This is a genomic window from Streptomyces sp. NBC_01549 (assembly GCF_026339955.1).
Taxonomy (GTDB): Bacteria; Actinomycetota; Actinomycetes; order Streptomycetales; family Streptomycetaceae; genus Streptomyces.
The window spans coordinates 185243-199509 of sequence record NZ_JAPEPW010000003.1; the positions used below are offsets into that span (position 1 = coordinate 185243).

Sequence of the window (14267 nt, forward strand, 5' to 3'; positions counted from 1 at the left end):
TGGCCACTGCACACAACCGGCACACGCAAGCACGCCCGTGCCCGTGTGCCCGCAAGAGGGTGGGCCCCGGGACCCCCTTGCAGGTCACTTCCGCCAGTGTGCGACCAAGCAACACCTGGGCATGTCCGCTGACTCACCTGGAAGTGAAGCTCTGTCAGCCCCGGCCTTCGGCGCCGTCGTCCGGGATCACCCAGGCGGGACGGGCGGGGGAGATCGCCGGTCGCGGCCGCCCGGCCGGGCCGGGGTGTGAGCGGGGTGCAGGAGCGAGGGCCGGTCGCGGCGGACCCGGCGCGGGCACGGGGGCGAGCTGCCCTGGGCTCTGCCCTGTACCGGCGGTTGCCGAGCCGATTGGTGGCGTGAAGCGGGCCACCTCGCTCGGGGACATGCCGAGCAGACGTCCGGCGTCACCCTGGCTCACGCGCAGCTCGTCCACGAGCTCGCGAATGGCGGCGGCGATCGCCTGATCCTCGGCGGCGACCGCGGCCGCCCGGCGGCGCCGCGCTTCCGCCACCGGGCCGAGCACGGGCGCGAGTTCGGGCACCACCATGTCCAGGACGATCACGTCCGGAGGGGCACCGACGGCTTCGGCGACGAGGCCGCGCGCCAAATCCTCCGCACCCTCCAGGGTGCGGCTCTGGGTGTGCAGGGCGAGGCGGGGGACGTCGACGGCCCACCACCGCCCGATGCGGTGCAGCAGGACTTGGACCTCGTAGCGGGGACTCACGGGCTCTGCCTCCTCTCCCTTCCCTGGGCTGTGGCCGTTGCCCACGGGCTGACGCACGGCTCGCGAACTCCGCTCCGCTTCACCCACGCGCCGTACGACGACGGGAGCCGAGGCCGCGGTCGGGTCGGTCGCCGTCGGTGAAGAGCCAGGACATACGACGGTAGGCGCGTGCCCTGGCCGTACGACGTCGACGAGTGGTGCGATCCGCTGCGGGCGTCCATTCGTCATGTGCGCCACCCGTCCTGCTCGTCGATCCGGGAACGGCCGTGTGCCGATAGGTCAGCCGAGGCACACCACGAGCAGGCAGACCTCCGTCGGCGACGTCGATACCAGTGCGGGGCCGGTCTGGGACGTGCCCGAGTCCGTGCCGCCGGAGGTCGCGGGCGCCGACGGCTGCTCCGTCGCCGTATCGGAGCGGTCGGGGGCCGTGTCGCCGGCGGACGGGGCGGTGCTCTGCGCCTGCCGGGTCGGGATCGCGGCTGGACGGGCAGGCGCGGCGGCGTCCGGCCGGGCGATCGGCGGCGTAGCGCGGGGCGGGGCCGTGAGGGACTGCTGCCGCGGGGAGTTGGTCGTCTGCGGCTGTGGCTGGGAAGGGGTGTGTGAGGACCGGCGCTCAGCGGTGGCTGGTGTGGACGCCGGACGGTTCTGCTCAGGCGGCTGCTCTTGCGCGACGCCCATACTCCGGTCGTCCGGGGCTGTGGCCGCCTGTGCCTGGTCGGTGGAGTGCCGCTCCATCGTGGCGATGGTCAGGCCGCCTCCGACGAGCGCGACGGCGCTCGCGACCGCTGCCCGGCGCTTGTTCTTCTTCCAACGGGCCAGCTGGTGACGGCGTGCCGCCCGCCCCTGCCGGGCGGGCGGCAGTTCCTCTGCCTCGGCGGCGTGGGCGTACGAGGCAGCGTCCGTGCCAGCGTCGAACTCTGCGTCGTTGCCGAGGGGTCTGTCGTGCCACGTGTCGGCCGTTGTGGCCGCTGGGGCGGGCGTCATTGCCAGGGCCGGACCGCTGCGGCCATCGGTGGCGTGCGGGTCGATGTCCGGGGCGTACGCGCCGCACCCGGGACACACCAGGGCGCCGTTGAGATGCCGACGACACGAGGAGCAGTAATCCATCTGCGGTTTTCCGGTCTTCCTGGTTCGACTGCGCCGTCGGCCCGCCTGGGCCACGGCCTGGTCACATTCGCGCACGGGATCGAGCAGCCAGCCACGCTAACGAGGCTTTCGAAAGGCTGTGTGCAGCCTGTGTGATGCTCCTGCGGGGATTCTTTGGGTGCGGACGGGACAGACGGACGTATCCGCGCCGAGTCACCTACGGCAGCGATCCGCCCCACTGCGGCTGACCACCCGCCGCGGCGGTGGTGTTGTCGTCCCGGCGATGGGCTTGCCGGGCCGCATCCCGTCCGGTCAGTAGTTCCGCTGCCTGATGCTGCGTGTGATCGGCCGCCAGCTGAGCTTCGGCGACGGCGTCACCACGTTCGCGTACCAGGTCCTCATAGATCGGCAGGTGATCGTTTTCAGTGGAGGTGCTTATCACGGTTTACCCTTCGGCTGCCCGCACGTCCCTGCATTTTCGTCGGCGGGGAAGGCGCTGGCGGCAGCGGTTTGTGGCGATCGATAAAGGCCGGTCCGCTGTCAGGCTCTGTTGAGCCGGGCGGCGATCCCATGGCCGATCAGCAAATACATGACAGCCGGGAGACCGTAATTGAGGACAACGCGTAGACCCTCTGTGTCCATCGTGAAAATGTCCTGCGACCACCAGGCCAGCCAGTCGGCCGTTCCCCGCACGAATTCGACGAACACATTCGCCTGGTTCGCGTCGAGCAGGAACAACAGGATCCACAGGCCGAGCAGACCTGCGGCGATGTCGGCGATCGCACTGACGGTGAGGGCCGTGCGCCGTGCGGCGGCCTGGTTGCGCGCGGAGCGGTCCGGGCCCGGGGGCTGGTTGTACGTCTGGTATCCGGGAACCGGGTCGATGTTGCTCACAGGAAATCCGATCGACGTAGTGCCATGTCGGCGCGCTCGCTCCCGGGGTCGAAATTCAGCCCGGGTCGTCGCCCCGCTTCTGTCTGCTTCTGCGTTCCGTGTGCGCTGCCGTGTTACACCGGCGCCCGCGATGACCCAAATATGGCTGCCTACTCAGGCACTTGGCGAAATGTTCAGGCGACAGGGCACTTTTCCGGATGGAATGTAGAAGGCTGACCGGAGGTGCCATCACGGCCCGGGGCCCGGCATGTGTGGAATTCGTGACCAAGTAATGATGGCAACAAGTGCGCGCCTTCATAAGGGTGTCGGTCTCGCGGCCGTCTCCGTCCACCCGTGACACTCCTGAGGTGCGGCGCGCTCTTGGAAGTGACCCCCGGGTGGGGTCATGGCGCCCATCCTCCGGGGGGAGGTATGCAGGCGCCGATATGCAGGGGCAGGCTCGGTTTCCCCCCGTGACCGGGTCTGCCCCTGCTCACACAGCTCCGCAACCTCACTGTCCGACCCTGGACTTCACGGCGCGCGTTTGCTGCGGGCCTACGCCGGGGCCGATGCGTCGAGAGCGGTATGACGTTGGGTGCCTCACGGTGTGACAGCCCGGCGCTCCAGTGCGCTGTAGGGGGTGGACCCATGGCCCAGGGGTCCCGTGGTGCCCGCTCGCCCCCTTTTTCGAGTGGGTGGTCGCGCAATGAGGGGCAGGCAGGCGAGTCCCCCGTCGTCTGCCTGCCCCGTGCGTGCCCCTCGCGAGGCGTCCGGTCCGAGAGGGTGTGCGCACTGGCCCGGGCACTCGCGGCCCGAATGATCACAACCCGCGATAATCGGGTCTGAGGGGGGTGTACGAGCATCGTGATGATCGGGGTGGGTGTGCAGGGTCTGCTGGCGGACCGCTATCAGTTGCAGGAGCCGTTGGGGCGCGGCGCGATGGGCGAGGTGTGGCGGGCGTCCGACCAGGTCCTCGGGCGCCCCGTGGCGGTCAAACTGCTGCGTGCCGAAGAGGCAGCGGACGCCGAGCGATTCCGCCTGGAGGGCCAGACCGCGGCCCGGCTCAACCACCCCAACGTCGTGGGCATGTACGACTTCGGCTCGCACCATGACCAGCTCTACCTGGTCATGGAACTCGTCGACGGCTGGAGTCTGGCCCAGGAACGCTCCCTGCGCGGCGCCCTGGCCCCGGCGGAGGCGGCAGCCATCACGGCCCAGGCGGCCGCCGGCCTCTCAGCGGCACACCAGCAGGGAGTGATCCACAGAGACATCAAGCCCGCCAACGTGATGCTGACCGCCGACCGCACGGTGAAGATCGCCGACTTCGGTATCGCGCGCTTTGCCGAGGATGCCGCCAGCACCTTGACCGCCACCGGCAAGATCCTCGGCACCGCCGACTACCTCGCGCCCGAACGGGCTCTGGGCCGTCCCGCGCAGCCCGCCTCCGACGTCTACTCCCTCGGCTGCGTGCTGTACGAACTGCTCACCGGACGGCCTCCGTTCAGCGGAGCCACCTCGCTGGCCGTAGTCCAGCAGCACGTCGGTGCCACACCAGCGCCGCCCGACCGACTGCGCCCCGACATACCGCAGCCGCTCTCCGACTACGTGCTGCACCTGCTCGCGAAGGACCCGGCCCACCGGCCCACCGCCGAGCAGGCGGCCGACTGGCTCTCCGCGCAGCACGGCACGCCGCGACCGGCCGAGCCCGACGGCACCACCCTCACGCCCACCCCGACGATTCCACCACCCCCGGCCCCACCCACTGGTGAGTCCCGCACCGGCGCACACTCCCGCCCCCGGGGACGCCGCAAACTGGCATCCAGAGCCGTTGTCTGCGGCGTCGGCCTCGCGCTGTTCGCCGGGGCCGCAGCCCTCGGAGCATCGCTGAACTCCGGCGACAACGCGCCTGCGTCACCCACCTCCCCCACCACCGTCACATCAACACCCGCGCGCCAGACCCCGGCCCCCACGCCACCGTCCGCCACTCAGTCCGCCACCACGCCGCCTGCCCAGGAGCACGGTGGCAAAGAGAGCGACAAACGGTCAGGCAAGCACGGCGACGGAAAAGACAAAGGACGGCATTCCGACGGCTGAACCCCGGCACTATGCGGGCATGCAGACCCACAGCGCACGCAGGCGGTGCGGCTACCGGGTGGCGGGCTGCACACCCGTGGAGCCGTCGAGGGTCGCGATCAGGTGCACCCGCTCCCGCTCCCCGGTCGCCGCACCACCGCACGCCGAAGCCTCCTGAAGCCCTGCAGGAACCATGTTGTGCGGCGACGTCGCCGCGACGACTGATCCGCATGCTGCTCCACGAGTCCTGACGCACAAAGCGGCGCCCGACCGTGGTTCGGGGCGGTCGCCTCTCAGCTTTGTGGAGTCACCCAAATTTGGGTGACTCCACATCGGCGCCTCACCATGCGATCTCACCAGTCCCGAGGACCAATCGCCATGGGCCGACACATTCTGCACCTCCGCTTCGACTTCCCGGCCGGCCACGACCCCGACCTTCCCGAGCGGCTGCGCCGCCTGCTCGAGAACATCACGCCGCGCGTGCAGATGATCGAACCGGATTCGGCGGTGCTCGATCTCACCGTCGCGCCGGCGCCGACAAGTAGCCGTGCCCGTCGAGAGCGCTCACCCCTCGACGGCATATACGTCGCCCACCGGCGGCATCCTCCAGGCCGCCGTGCACCAGACAGGTGAGGACCCTTATCCGGCTCGAAGTCCCGCGGCAGGCAACGCGGTCTTTCAGCTGACAGCCACGATGGAGGCGCTGGGCGGCTCGGTCACCGCCCTCGACGTCATCTCATCCGACGCCGACCGCCTCGGCATCAACGTCACCATCGCCGCCACCTCCACCGCCCACGACACCGGATCCGCTGGGCGGGGCCACTTCACCAGGCAGAGACCGCCGATCCATGGATAAACCTTCCTCTCCCGCCCCTGCGCGGGCGCCCCTACGGTCGAGGCCGCGGGCGCTCACCGCCCCACCGCAACGAAGGAGCGAGACCCCCATGAAGATGACCGGCAACACGATCCTGATCACCGGCGGCACCTCGGGCATCGGCCTCGGCCTGGCCCTGCGCCTGCACGAGGCCGGCAACAAGGTGATCGTCGCCGGCCGGCGCAAGGAACTCCTCGACGAGATCACGGCCGAGCACCCGGGCATCGACGCGCTCGTCCTCGATGTCGCGGACCCCGACTCGATCGCCCGAGCCCGCGAGACCGTGGCAGCGAGCCACCCGGGGCTGAACGTCCTGGTCAACAACGCCGGCATCATGCTGCGGGAGAACCTCCTCGACCCCGCCGGACTCCCGGCCGCCGAGGATCACGTCACGGTCAACCTGCTCGGCACGATCCGGATGACGTACGCCTTCCTGCCCCTGCTCGCGGGCAAGGACGACGCGGTCGTCCTGAACGTCACCTCCGCGCTGGCGTTCGTACCGTTCCCGAGCACCCCGACCTACAGCGCGACCAAGGCCGCGCTGCACTCCTTCTCCGAGAGCCTGCGCCTCCAACTCGCCGGTGCTGACGCCGGCGTCCAGGTGATCGAGGTGGTCCCGCCGGGCGTGCGCACGACCCTGCTGGGCCAGCAGGACGACGACCATGCCATGCCGTTGGACGACTTCCTCACCGAGACCCTCGACCTGCTGCGCGAGAAGCCCGACGCGAGGGAGCTGGTCGTCGAGCGCGCCAGGTTCATCCGCGACGCGGAGGCCACCGGCTCTTACGACAACGTCCTCGCCATGATCAGCGGCAGCTGACCGACCTGTAATGACCGACGCGGAACAACAGCACGCGGGCGGACCCTGTGGGGTCGCCTCATGGGCGAACGCGAGCTAGAACGCGAGCTGGACCGCCTCGGGGTGGTCCTCACCGAGGACGCGGAACGGTAAGGAAGCGTCTTCGGCTGCATCTCGCTCGTCGCACTGGAGGCGACCGACTCCGTCCTGAGTGCCGAGGGGCACACGAGCGCCCGTCTGACACGGCGGACATCGTCGTGTAGGCCGGGCCGGGCGACGAGGCCCGGGGCCGGTCCAAAGCGTTGGACGTCGTCGACGGGGGACCGTCGCCGCAGGCCGTCTTCCAGGCCGTCGGCCTGCGGCACACCGCCGACGGTCGGCGAATTTCCCAGCGGGTCATGCAGGTCGAGTGATCATCGGGTCGTCTGGCTGCGAGCGCCCTCGGCGTCGGCCCCATGAGCGGCTTCACGCGGGTGGGAGAGGAGTGCTCAGCCATGGATCGGCGGTCTCTGGATAGCCGGGCGGGATGCGGCGAGGATGGACGGCATGGACAAGAAGGAACTGGCGGAATTCCTGCGCCACCGGCGTGAGACGTTGCGCCCCCGCGACGTCGGGCTGGTCGAGGGGCCGCGCAGGCGTACGCAGGGACTGCGCCGCGAGGAAGTCGCGCAGCTCGCCGCCATGTCCACCGACTACTACGCCCGGCTGGAACAGCAGCGTGCTCCGCAGCCCTCCGTCCAGATCACCACGGCTCTCGCCCGGGCGTTGCGGCTGACCCTGGACGAACGCGACCATCTCTTCGTCCTCATCGGCCACAACGCCCCGGCCCGCTTCCAGCGCTCCGAACATGTCAGCCCGACGCTGATGCGGGTCCTGGACCGCCTGGACGACTCCCCGGCCCTGGTGCAGACCGACCTGCTCGACACCCTCGCGATGAACCCCTTGGCCGTCGCGCTGCTCGGCGACCAGACCCGCCACACCGGTCTCGCCCGCAGCGGCTACTACCGCTGGTTCATGGATCCAGCCGAGCGTCTGGTATATCCCGAGGAGACCCACGAACGCCACGGCCGTGCTCAGGCAGCGCGCCTGCGGGCCGCGCTGACGTCCGGCAGCGACACCCCCCGAGCCGCTCTGATCCTCGCCGAACTCCAGGAACACAGCCCCGAGTTCGTCCGCATGTGGGAACTTCAGGAGGTCGCTCAACGCTACGACGACTGCAAGACCATCCTCCATCCTGAACTCGGCCGCATCGATGTCGACGGCCAGGTCCTGTTCACCGAGAACCGCGCCCAGACTCTGGTAGTGCTGACCACTCGCCCCGGCACGGAGAGCGACAGCAAACTCGAACTGCTCTCCGTCATCGGACACCAGCAGCTCACCCCCTGACGTCCTGGACCGGGGGACGGGGCCAGGCTCGGCGCGGGAGGGCCGGACAAGGGCACCCTGGAATGGTGCAGCCCGTACGGCTTTTGACCTGCGCTCTATGGCCAGACATGTCGGTCCCCTGCGCTGTCCGGGCTCCGTGGTCGGGCCGCCGGTTTGACCGGATGCTACCTCCGTTTTACTCTCGAATGAATACGGAGGCAGCATCCGTTTTGATGCGGCCGCAGGATCACGGCAGGCAGGAGGGCGCATGAGCGCCGGTGAACTGCGGGGACGCAAGCCCCGAGCGGACGTCCAGCGCAACCGCGTTGCCCTCCTGGAGACCGCGCAGCGTCACTTCCTGCAGCACGGGGTCGGCACCTCCCTTGAGGCGGTGGCCAGGGAGGCGGGCGTCGGGCCCGGCACCCTGTACCGGCACTTCCCCACCCGGGAGGCGCTGCTGGCGGCTGTGCTGCAGACGCGCTCCGAGGAACTGGTGGCCCGCCAGGCGGACATCGAGCAGCTCGGCGACCCGGCCGAGGCGCTGGAACAGTGGCTGCGCGCGATGGAGGAGTACTTCAGCGCCTTCAGCGGGCTGCCGGACCCGCTCATGGCCGCGGCCCGGGCACAGGAGCCGGACAACCCGCTCACCATTCCCTGCGACATCCTCATCGCCGCCACCGATCAGTACGTGCGAGCCGCGCAGCTCGCGGGGTGCGTGCGCGCGTCGGTGCGGGGGCACGACCTCTTCCTCGCGGCCTGTTCCATTGCCTGGATCAAGGGCACCGGTACCGAGGAGGAGCCGCTGGACCGGCTCCGCACGCTCATCGCGAGCGGCTACCGCCAGAGGGACACCCAGGCGTAAACGCCAAACACCCCGCCCCGACGCCCGCAAGACCAGGTGGCACCACCACACGGCCATCACATCGCGCTGCCCTCAGGGGCAGCACAACCTCCGAAGGAACAAATCATGAAAATTACTGTCATAGGCGCCGGCGCCATCGGCGGGAACCTCGCTGCCAAGCTCAGCACGGCCGGTCACGACGTCCAGGTGGCCGACGCCCGCGGCCCCGAGGCTGTCCGGGCCGAGGTGCTGGAGTCCGGGGCCCGCGCGGCGGACCTCGCCGACGCCGTCCAGGGCCGGGACGTCATCGTCCTGTCGATCCCGTTCGGGGTGGCGGGCCAGCTGGCGGACCTGTTCGCGTCGGTGCCCGACGAGACGGTGGTCATCGACACCTCGAACTACTACCCCGGCATGCTCAGCGAGCCGATCGAGGCGGTGGACAACGGCCAGGTGGAGAGCGTGTACACCGCCGAGCTGCTCGGCCGCCCCGTGGTCAAGGCGTGGAACGCCGCGCTGGCCGAAACCCAGCGGACCAAGGGTGTTCCGGCCGGAACACCCGGCCGCCTCGCCATCCCCGTCGCCGGAGACTCCGAGGAGGCGCGGAAGGTGGCCATGAGCCTGGTGGACGACACCGGCTTCGACCCCTACGACGCCGGCACACTGGCCGACTCCTGGCGCCAGCAGCCCAACGGCCCCGCCTACTGCACCGAGCTGACCCTCGACGAGCTGCCGACGGCCCTGGCCGCGGCCGACCGCGTCAAGGACGCGGCCATCCGCGACAGCCTCCCGGAACGCTTCGCCGCCCTCCCGGCCAACCCCACCGTCGACGACGTCGTCGAGATGAACCGCGCCGCCCACCGCTGAGTCACCCGAGGCGGCTCTCGTGCACGCATCGGCACGAGGCGGCAGCGCTGGTACGCCGCCAACGCACACGCCCGCAACACCCGGCTCGTCATCCAGACCCAGCGCCTGGAGCGTCGGCTGGCCGAGCTGATGGGCGAGCAGGCGTGGCGGGAGTCGGGCCTCGGTGCCCCCGCCGACCAGGAAGAGCTTCAGCGCCAGGGCTCCCGCCTGGAACAGGCGAACACCGAGCTGTTGGCGCGGCTGGAGGAGAGGGACGCGGAGCTGGAGGCTGCCCGGGCGGCCATCCTTGAGCTGACCCGGGCCCTGCACCAGAAGGGGGCCGCGGACCGCTAGGTCTGGCCAGCCCGGTCGTCCGGCTTCCGGCCGAGGCAGCCCTTGGCTGAGGAAGGCGCGCTCCGGCGGGGCGCCTCCCGCTTCGACCTCCGCCCCAGGGAGACCGACGCGACCACGACCGATCTTGCGTGGCCCGAGCGACAGCAAATACTTGGCTAGCCACATGTTTGCTGTTACGTTGGTTATGTGTCCAGCCACCTAAATGGGTGGGGGCATGAGAGGAGTCGTCATGAAAGCCATCCTGTTCGACCGTTTCGGAGGCACGGAAGTGCTGCGCGAGGCGGACATCGAGGTCCCGCAGCCCGGCCCCGGGCAGATCCGCGTCCGCGTCAAGGCGGCCGGGCTGAACGCGCTGGACGGCAAGATCCGCTCGGGGGCCCTGGAGGCCGTGTTCCCCACGCCGCTTCCCTCCGTCCCCGGTCACGAGCTCGCCGGCGTGGTGGACGCCCTGGGGGTGGGCGTGCGGGACGTGCAGGTGGGTGACGAGGTGCTGGGCTGGTCGGACACCGGCTCGTACGCCCAGTACGCGCTGGCCACCATCGTCGCCCGCAAGCCCGCCGGCCTCGACTGGCAGCACGCGGTCGCGCTGCCGGTGGCGGGCGAGACGGCCGAGCGGGTCCTGAACCTGCTCGGAGTCAAGGCCGGGGAGACCGTGCTGATGCACGGCGCGGCCGGAGCGGTCGGAACCCTGGCGGTCCAGCTCGCCACGGCCCGCGGAGCGCGTGTCATCGGCACCGCCGGCCCCGCCAACCAGGACTACCTCGCCTCGCTCGGCGCCACCGCGACCGTGTACGGCGAGGGCCTGGTCGAGCGGGTCCGGGCGCTCGCCCCCGACGGCGTGGACGCGGTGTTCGACCTGGCCGGGAAGGGAGCCCTGGAGGACTCCATCGCCCTGCGCGGCGGCACCGAGCGCATCGTCACCATCGCCGACTTCCGCGCGCACCAGCTCGGCATCACCTTCGCCAGCGGTGGCCAGGAACGCTCGGCCGCCCGTCTGGCCGCCCTGGCGCAGGATGCCGCGACCGGCAAGGTCGTCACCACCGTCACTGCCTACCCGCTCGACCAGGCCGCCACGGCCCAGCAGGTCAGCGACGCCGGGCATGTGCGGGGCAAGCTCGTCCTCACCCTCGACTGATCACGCCCGCCTCTCCTTCCGCCACGCCCTCCCGCTTTACCGATCACCACCTGTTCATCACCGCACCGAAGGACCATTCATGCTGAACGCTCTGTGGACACCGACCACCGTCGGTGGCATCTCCCTGCCGCACCGCCTGGTCATGGCCCCCATGACCCGTGACCGCTCCACACCTGAAGGCGTACCGACCGAGCTGAACGCCGAGTACTACGCCCAGCGGGCCTCGCACGCGCTCATCATCACCGAGGGAACCCAGCCCTCCACCGACGGCCAGGGCTACCTCCTCACCCCCGGCATCCACAATGACGAGCAGATCGCCGGGTGGCGCAAGGTCACCGACGCCGTGCACGCGGCCGACGGCCGGATCGTCATCCAGCTGATGCACACCGGACGCATCGCCCACCCCGACAACACCCCCCACGGGCGCCAGCCGGTCGCCCCTTCGGCGATCCGGCCGCAGGGCCAGATGTTCACCGCGTCCGGACCCCAGGAGATGCCGACACCCCGTGCGCTGTCGACGCAGGAGGTCGCCGCGACCGTCGACGACTTCCGCCGCGCCGCAGCGGCTGCCGTCGCGGCAGGCGCCGACGGTGTGGAGATCCACGCCGCCAACGGCTACCTGGTACACCAGTTCCTGTCCGACAACACCAACCAGCGCACCGACCGCTACGGCGGCTCCCTCGACAACCGAATCCGCTTCGCCGTCGAGATCGCCGCTGCCGTGGCCGACGAGATCGGCGCCGACCGCACCGGCCTGCGCATCTCCCCCGGCAACCCCTACAACGACATCGCCGAGTCCGACACCGCCGACCTGTATCCGGCACTCCTGCGCGCCCTCAGCCCGCTCGGCCTCGCCTACCTCCACGTGATGCACGCGGGCGACGAGGAGCTGCTGGGCACCCTGCGCGCGCTGTGGCCGACCACGCTGATCCTCAACCGGGCCGGCACCGACCTGCCCACCCGCGCCAAGGACATCGACCACGGCACGGCCGACCTTGTCTCCGTCGGCGCCCTCGCGCTCGCCAACCCGGACCTGGTCGAGCGGCTACGCTCTGACGCGCCGCTGAACACCCCCGACCCGGCGACCTTCTACGGCGGCGGAGTGGCCGGCTACACCGACTACCCCACCCACACCGTCTGAGGAACCGAACCATGCCCGCCCCCACACCCCACACCCCCAGCACGGCCAGCGAGGGGCCGATGAGCTACGCGATCTTCCAGCTCGCCCGCGCTCACCGCGCCCGCGCCGCTGCCATGCTCCGGGAGATGGACCTGCATCCCGGACAGGAACTGCTGCTGATGCACCTCCTGGACCGGGACGGCCAGACCCAGTCCGAGCTGCTCGAAAGCGTCGGCCTGGACCACTCCACCGTCTCCAAGTCCCTGCGCCGCATGCAGGACGCCGGCCTGCTCATCCGCGAGCCGGCCGAACACGACCGGCGGGTCATGGTCGTCCACCTCACCGAGAAGGGCCGTGCCATGCGCGAGCCCCTGGCAGCCATGTGGCGGGCCCTGGAGGAGACCTCCGCGCTGAACCTGTCGGCGCAGCAGGCAGAGTCCTTCGTCCGTATCGCCTATGCCATCGCCGACGCGATCAACAGCCGTGCTCTTCCGCGGGAAGAGTCCGAGTAACTCCCCTCGCCTCACTGGCCAACAGTCACGACATAGACCGTTGCAGTACTAAGCCGATGATGGCGAGTGTCGGCCTCACTGAAGCCGGTCAATGCACTCTCGCAACAGGGCGTTGACGTACCCCGAGTTGGGGAGGTCGTGCTTGGTGATGACGCCACGGATGGTGCGAATCTGTCGGTGCATCACGTCATCCGCCTGCCCTTGAACTCCAGGAGCCGTTGCACGTACTTCTTGTCCGTCTTGGTGCAGCGTGCGGTACACGCACGCCGCTGTGTCGGCGGCAGTAACGGTCGAAGTCACCCGGCCTGGGGCTGCCGTCCGCGGACGGCAGCGCTTCGGGAGACGAAACTCCGCGCCTGCTGAGGGAGACTGGCGGCCTTCAGCGCACTGTATCTCCCGCTCGCCACGAGTTGGAACTTGACACCCTCCCGGCCTTCGGGGTGCTCGTAGCCGTCAGGGAGGAACCGCCGGTAGTGCTCGCTGGCGCGTTCGAAGAACTGCGGGCGCTCGGAGCGGGAGAGACATCCCTCGAGATTGAGAAGGAAGAGGTAATGACGAATCATACGAGTGAAGAGAAACGGAGCCACAACGTCCAGCGCGTCGCGCTCCTTGAGCAAGTCGAAGCTCTCTTCGTACCGGCCGAAGACGTCGAAGTGGGTGCCGTCCGGTGAGCCTGCGGGGTGTTGAGTGTGCCGACGACGGATCTGGACGCAGTTCCATTTCAGGACAGCGACCCGGTCGGCGGCGAGCATGGCGCGATGGACGACTGTGACCTCCTCGTGGAGACCGTCAGGGAACGCGAGTTCCTGCCGGATCCACAAGTCGCGGCGGACCAAACGGTCCCAGGAGTAGGCGGGAGCACCGAACAACTCTGGCTGGTCGATCGAGGCGAAGGGCTCACGTCCCTGCCGGGCAAGCAGGCCGACGGCGGCACCGGGCCAGGCGCGGCCGCGATGGAGGCGAGTGTGCCCGAAGAGAAGAACATCCGGCTCGTCTGCCGATTGCAGCTCATCGCCCATCGCCTGAAGTGTTTCACCCCCGATGATGTGATCGCTGTCCAGGAACAGCAGGTAGTCACCGGCGGCGCGCTCCGCCCCCGCGTTGCGTATCCGGCCGATGCCGACGACGCCCGTCAGTCGCACGACCGAGACCCGCCCATCGCGCTGAGCATAGTCATCCACCAAGTCCGCAGGGCATTCAGCAGACTGGTCCAGGACCGCGACAACCTCCACGTCCCGGAAGGACTGGTTCAGTATCGAATTCAGGCAGACCTCCAGCTGACCCTGAAGGTCGTGCGCGGCGACTATGACACTGATCATCGGGGAAGCGAGCACAGTGATCGAACATAGGTGGGCAGCTCACAGCGTGACAAGTCCCTCGGGCACCCCCTCCACAGCAGCAACATACAAAGTTCTGCACATGTTCACACAGCAACAGCGACTCCAGCGGAAGCAGCAGTGACTACGGCAGCAGTGGTGGCGGAGGCAGCAGCGCCGCCTGGCCCGGCCCGTCTGACGGCCTCCCTGCGGGCCGACCGGTGGTGAGCGCGGTACGGGAGCCGATCCAGCGACCGATCCCGACGGCCTGCCCTCGGCAGGATTCGAACCTGCGACACCCGCTTCAGGAGTGGGATCGAATCCTTGCCGGGTAGTGCCTGGCGCTGCCGCG

At 69.6% G+C, this 14267-nt stretch carries 17 protein-coding genes; 12 read left to right on the forward strand and 5 right to left on the reverse strand.

Annotated features, from left to right (window positions below; translation table 11 throughout):
* Window positions 1-154 precede the first annotated feature (154 nt).
* The 4 genes from OG819_RS47020 to OG819_RS47035 all read right to left on the reverse strand — a co-directional run bounded on the left by OG819_RS47020 (window position 155) and on the right by OG819_RS47035 (window position 2704).
* A complete protein-coding gene (locus tag OG819_RS47020; RefSeq protein ID WP_266655852.1) occupies window positions 155-724 on the reverse strand; it encodes a hypothetical protein in 570 nt (189 codons plus the stop codon).
* Between the two features lie 279 nt (window positions 725-1003).
* Window positions 1004-1831 (reverse strand): hypothetical protein, encoded by an 828-nt coding sequence (locus tag OG819_RS47025; protein WP_266655854.1) that lies wholly within the window; start codon window positions 1829-1831, stop codon window positions 1004-1006.
* A 196-nt stretch (window positions 1832-2027) separates the two neighbouring features.
* A complete protein-coding gene (locus OG819_RS47030; protein ID WP_266655856.1) occupies window positions 2028-2252 on the reverse strand; it encodes a hypothetical protein in 225 nt (74 codons plus the stop codon).
* A gap of 98 nt (window positions 2253-2350) precedes the next feature.
* The gene (locus OG819_RS47035) at window positions 2351-2704 is read right to left on the reverse strand and encodes a hypothetical protein (protein WP_266655858.1); all 354 of its coding nucleotides are present in this window, start codon (window positions 2702-2704) and stop codon (window positions 2351-2353) included.
* A gap of 846 nt (window positions 2705-3550) precedes the next feature.
* Between OG819_RS47035 and OG819_RS47040 the strand changes: the two genes are divergently transcribed.
* The 12 genes from OG819_RS47040 to OG819_RS47095 all read left to right on the forward strand — a co-directional run bounded on the left by OG819_RS47040 (window position 3551) and on the right by OG819_RS47095 (window position 12599).
* Window positions 3551-4777: a serine/threonine-protein kinase gene (locus tag OG819_RS47040; RefSeq protein WP_323139444.1), complete on the forward strand. Its 1227-nt coding sequence runs from the start codon at window positions 3551-3553 to the stop codon at window positions 4775-4777.
* Between the two features lie 19 nt (window positions 4778-4796).
* The gene (locus tag OG819_RS47045) at window positions 4797-4934 is read left to right on the forward strand and encodes a hypothetical protein (RefSeq protein ID WP_266655862.1); all 138 of its coding nucleotides are present in this window, start codon (window positions 4797-4799) and stop codon (window positions 4932-4934) included.
* A 200-nt stretch (window positions 4935-5134) separates the two neighbouring features.
* Window positions 5135-5389 carry a hypothetical protein gene (locus OG819_RS47050; protein WP_266655863.1) on the forward strand — a complete coding sequence of 85 codons (255 nt, stop codon included), beginning with the start codon at window positions 5135-5137 and terminating at the stop codon, window positions 5387-5389.
* Window positions 5373-5612: a hypothetical protein gene (locus OG819_RS47055; protein WP_266656559.1), complete on the forward strand. Its 240-nt coding sequence runs from the start codon at window positions 5373-5375 to the stop codon at window positions 5610-5612. Before OG819_RS47050 ends, OG819_RS47055 begins: the two co-directional genes overlap by 17 nt.
* 88 nt (window positions 5613-5700) lie before the next feature.
* Window positions 5701-6450: an SDR family NAD(P)-dependent oxidoreductase gene (locus tag OG819_RS47060; RefSeq protein ID WP_266655865.1), complete on the forward strand. Its 750-nt coding sequence runs from the start codon at window positions 5701-5703 to the stop codon at window positions 6448-6450.
* 525 nt (window positions 6451-6975) lie between these two features.
* Window positions 6976-7815 carry a helix-turn-helix transcriptional regulator gene (locus OG819_RS47065; RefSeq protein WP_266655867.1) on the forward strand — a complete coding sequence of 280 codons (840 nt, stop codon included), beginning with the start codon at window positions 6976-6978 and terminating at the stop codon, window positions 7813-7815.
* Between the two features lie 247 nt (window positions 7816-8062).
* Window positions 8063-8656, forward strand: a complete 594-nt coding sequence (locus OG819_RS47070) for a TetR/AcrR family transcriptional regulator (protein WP_266655869.1) — start codon at window positions 8063-8065, stop codon at window positions 8654-8656.
* A gap of 105 nt (window positions 8657-8761) precedes the next feature.
* Window positions 8762-9499 (forward strand): NADPH-dependent F420 reductase, encoded by a 738-nt coding sequence (locus OG819_RS47075; protein ID WP_143600143.1) that lies wholly within the window; start codon window positions 8762-8764, stop codon window positions 9497-9499.
* Between the two features lie 129 nt (window positions 9500-9628).
* Window positions 9629-9832, forward strand: a complete 204-nt coding sequence (locus OG819_RS47080) for a hypothetical protein (RefSeq protein WP_266655871.1) — start codon at window positions 9629-9631, stop codon at window positions 9830-9832.
* A gap of 229 nt (window positions 9833-10061) precedes the next feature.
* Entirely contained in the window at window positions 10062-10967 is a 906-nt protein-coding gene (locus OG819_RS47085; protein WP_266655873.1) for an NADP-dependent oxidoreductase, read from the forward strand.
* 79 nt (window positions 10968-11046) lie between these two features.
* On the forward strand, window positions 11047-12108 hold the full coding sequence (locus OG819_RS47090; protein WP_099918060.1) for an alkene reductase: 1062 nt from the start codon (window positions 11047-11049) through the stop codon (window positions 12106-12108).
* Window positions 12109-12119: 11 nt separating this feature from the next.
* Complete coding sequence (locus tag OG819_RS47095) at window positions 12120-12599, forward strand: MarR family winged helix-turn-helix transcriptional regulator (protein WP_266637076.1); 480 nt, start codon at window positions 12120-12122, stop codon at window positions 12597-12599.
* A 296-nt stretch (window positions 12600-12895) separates the two neighbouring features.
* On the opposite strand, the gene OG819_RS47100 is transcribed toward OG819_RS47095, so the two are convergent.
* Window positions 12896-13918, reverse strand: coding sequence for a glycosyltransferase family 2 protein (locus OG819_RS47100; protein WP_266655875.1), 1023 nt, complete (start codon window positions 13916-13918; stop codon window positions 12896-12898).
* Between the last annotated feature and the right edge of the window lie 349 nt (window positions 13919-14267).

Coding starts and splice junctions, on each gene's coding strand:
- OG819_RS47070 (WP_266655869.1), top strand. CDS start 8,063: ATGAGCGCCGGTGAACTGCGGGGACGCAAGCCCCGAGCGGACGTCCAG.
- OG819_RS47090 (WP_099918060.1), top strand. CDS start 11,047: ATGCTGAACGCTCTGTGGACACCGACCACCGTCGGTGGCATCTCCCTG.
- OG819_RS47075 (WP_143600143.1), top strand. CDS start 8,762: ATGAAAATTACTGTCATAGGCGCCGGCGCCATCGGCGGGAACCTCGCT.
- OG819_RS47040 (WP_323139444.1), top strand. CDS start 3,551: ATGATCGGGGTGGGTGTGCAGGGTCTGCTGGCGGACCGCTATCAGTTG.
- OG819_RS47100 (WP_266655875.1), bottom strand. CDS start 13,918: ATGATCAGTGTCATAGTCGCCGCGCACGACCTTCAGGGTCAGCTGGAG.
- OG819_RS47095 (WP_266637076.1), top strand. CDS start 12,120: ATGCCCGCCCCCACACCCCACACCCCCAGCACGGCCAGCGAGGGGCCG.
- OG819_RS47085 (WP_266655873.1), top strand. CDS start 10,062: ATGAAAGCCATCCTGTTCGACCGTTTCGGAGGCACGGAAGTGCTGCGC.
- OG819_RS47050 (WP_266655863.1), top strand. CDS start 5,135: ATGGGCCGACACATTCTGCACCTCCGCTTCGACTTCCCGGCCGGCCAC.
- OG819_RS47025 (WP_266655854.1), bottom strand. CDS start 1,831: ATGGATTACTGCTCCTCGTGTCGTCGGCATCTCAACGGCGCCCTGGTG.
- OG819_RS47045 (WP_266655862.1), top strand. CDS start 4,797: ATGCAGACCCACAGCGCACGCAGGCGGTGCGGCTACCGGGTGGCGGGC.
- OG819_RS47065 (WP_266655867.1), top strand. CDS start 6,976: ATGGACAAGAAGGAACTGGCGGAATTCCTGCGCCACCGGCGTGAGACG.
- OG819_RS47080 (WP_266655871.1), top strand. CDS start 9,629: ATGGGCGAGCAGGCGTGGCGGGAGTCGGGCCTCGGTGCCCCCGCCGAC.
- OG819_RS47060 (WP_266655865.1), top strand. CDS start 5,701: ATGAAGATGACCGGCAACACGATCCTGATCACCGGCGGCACCTCGGGC.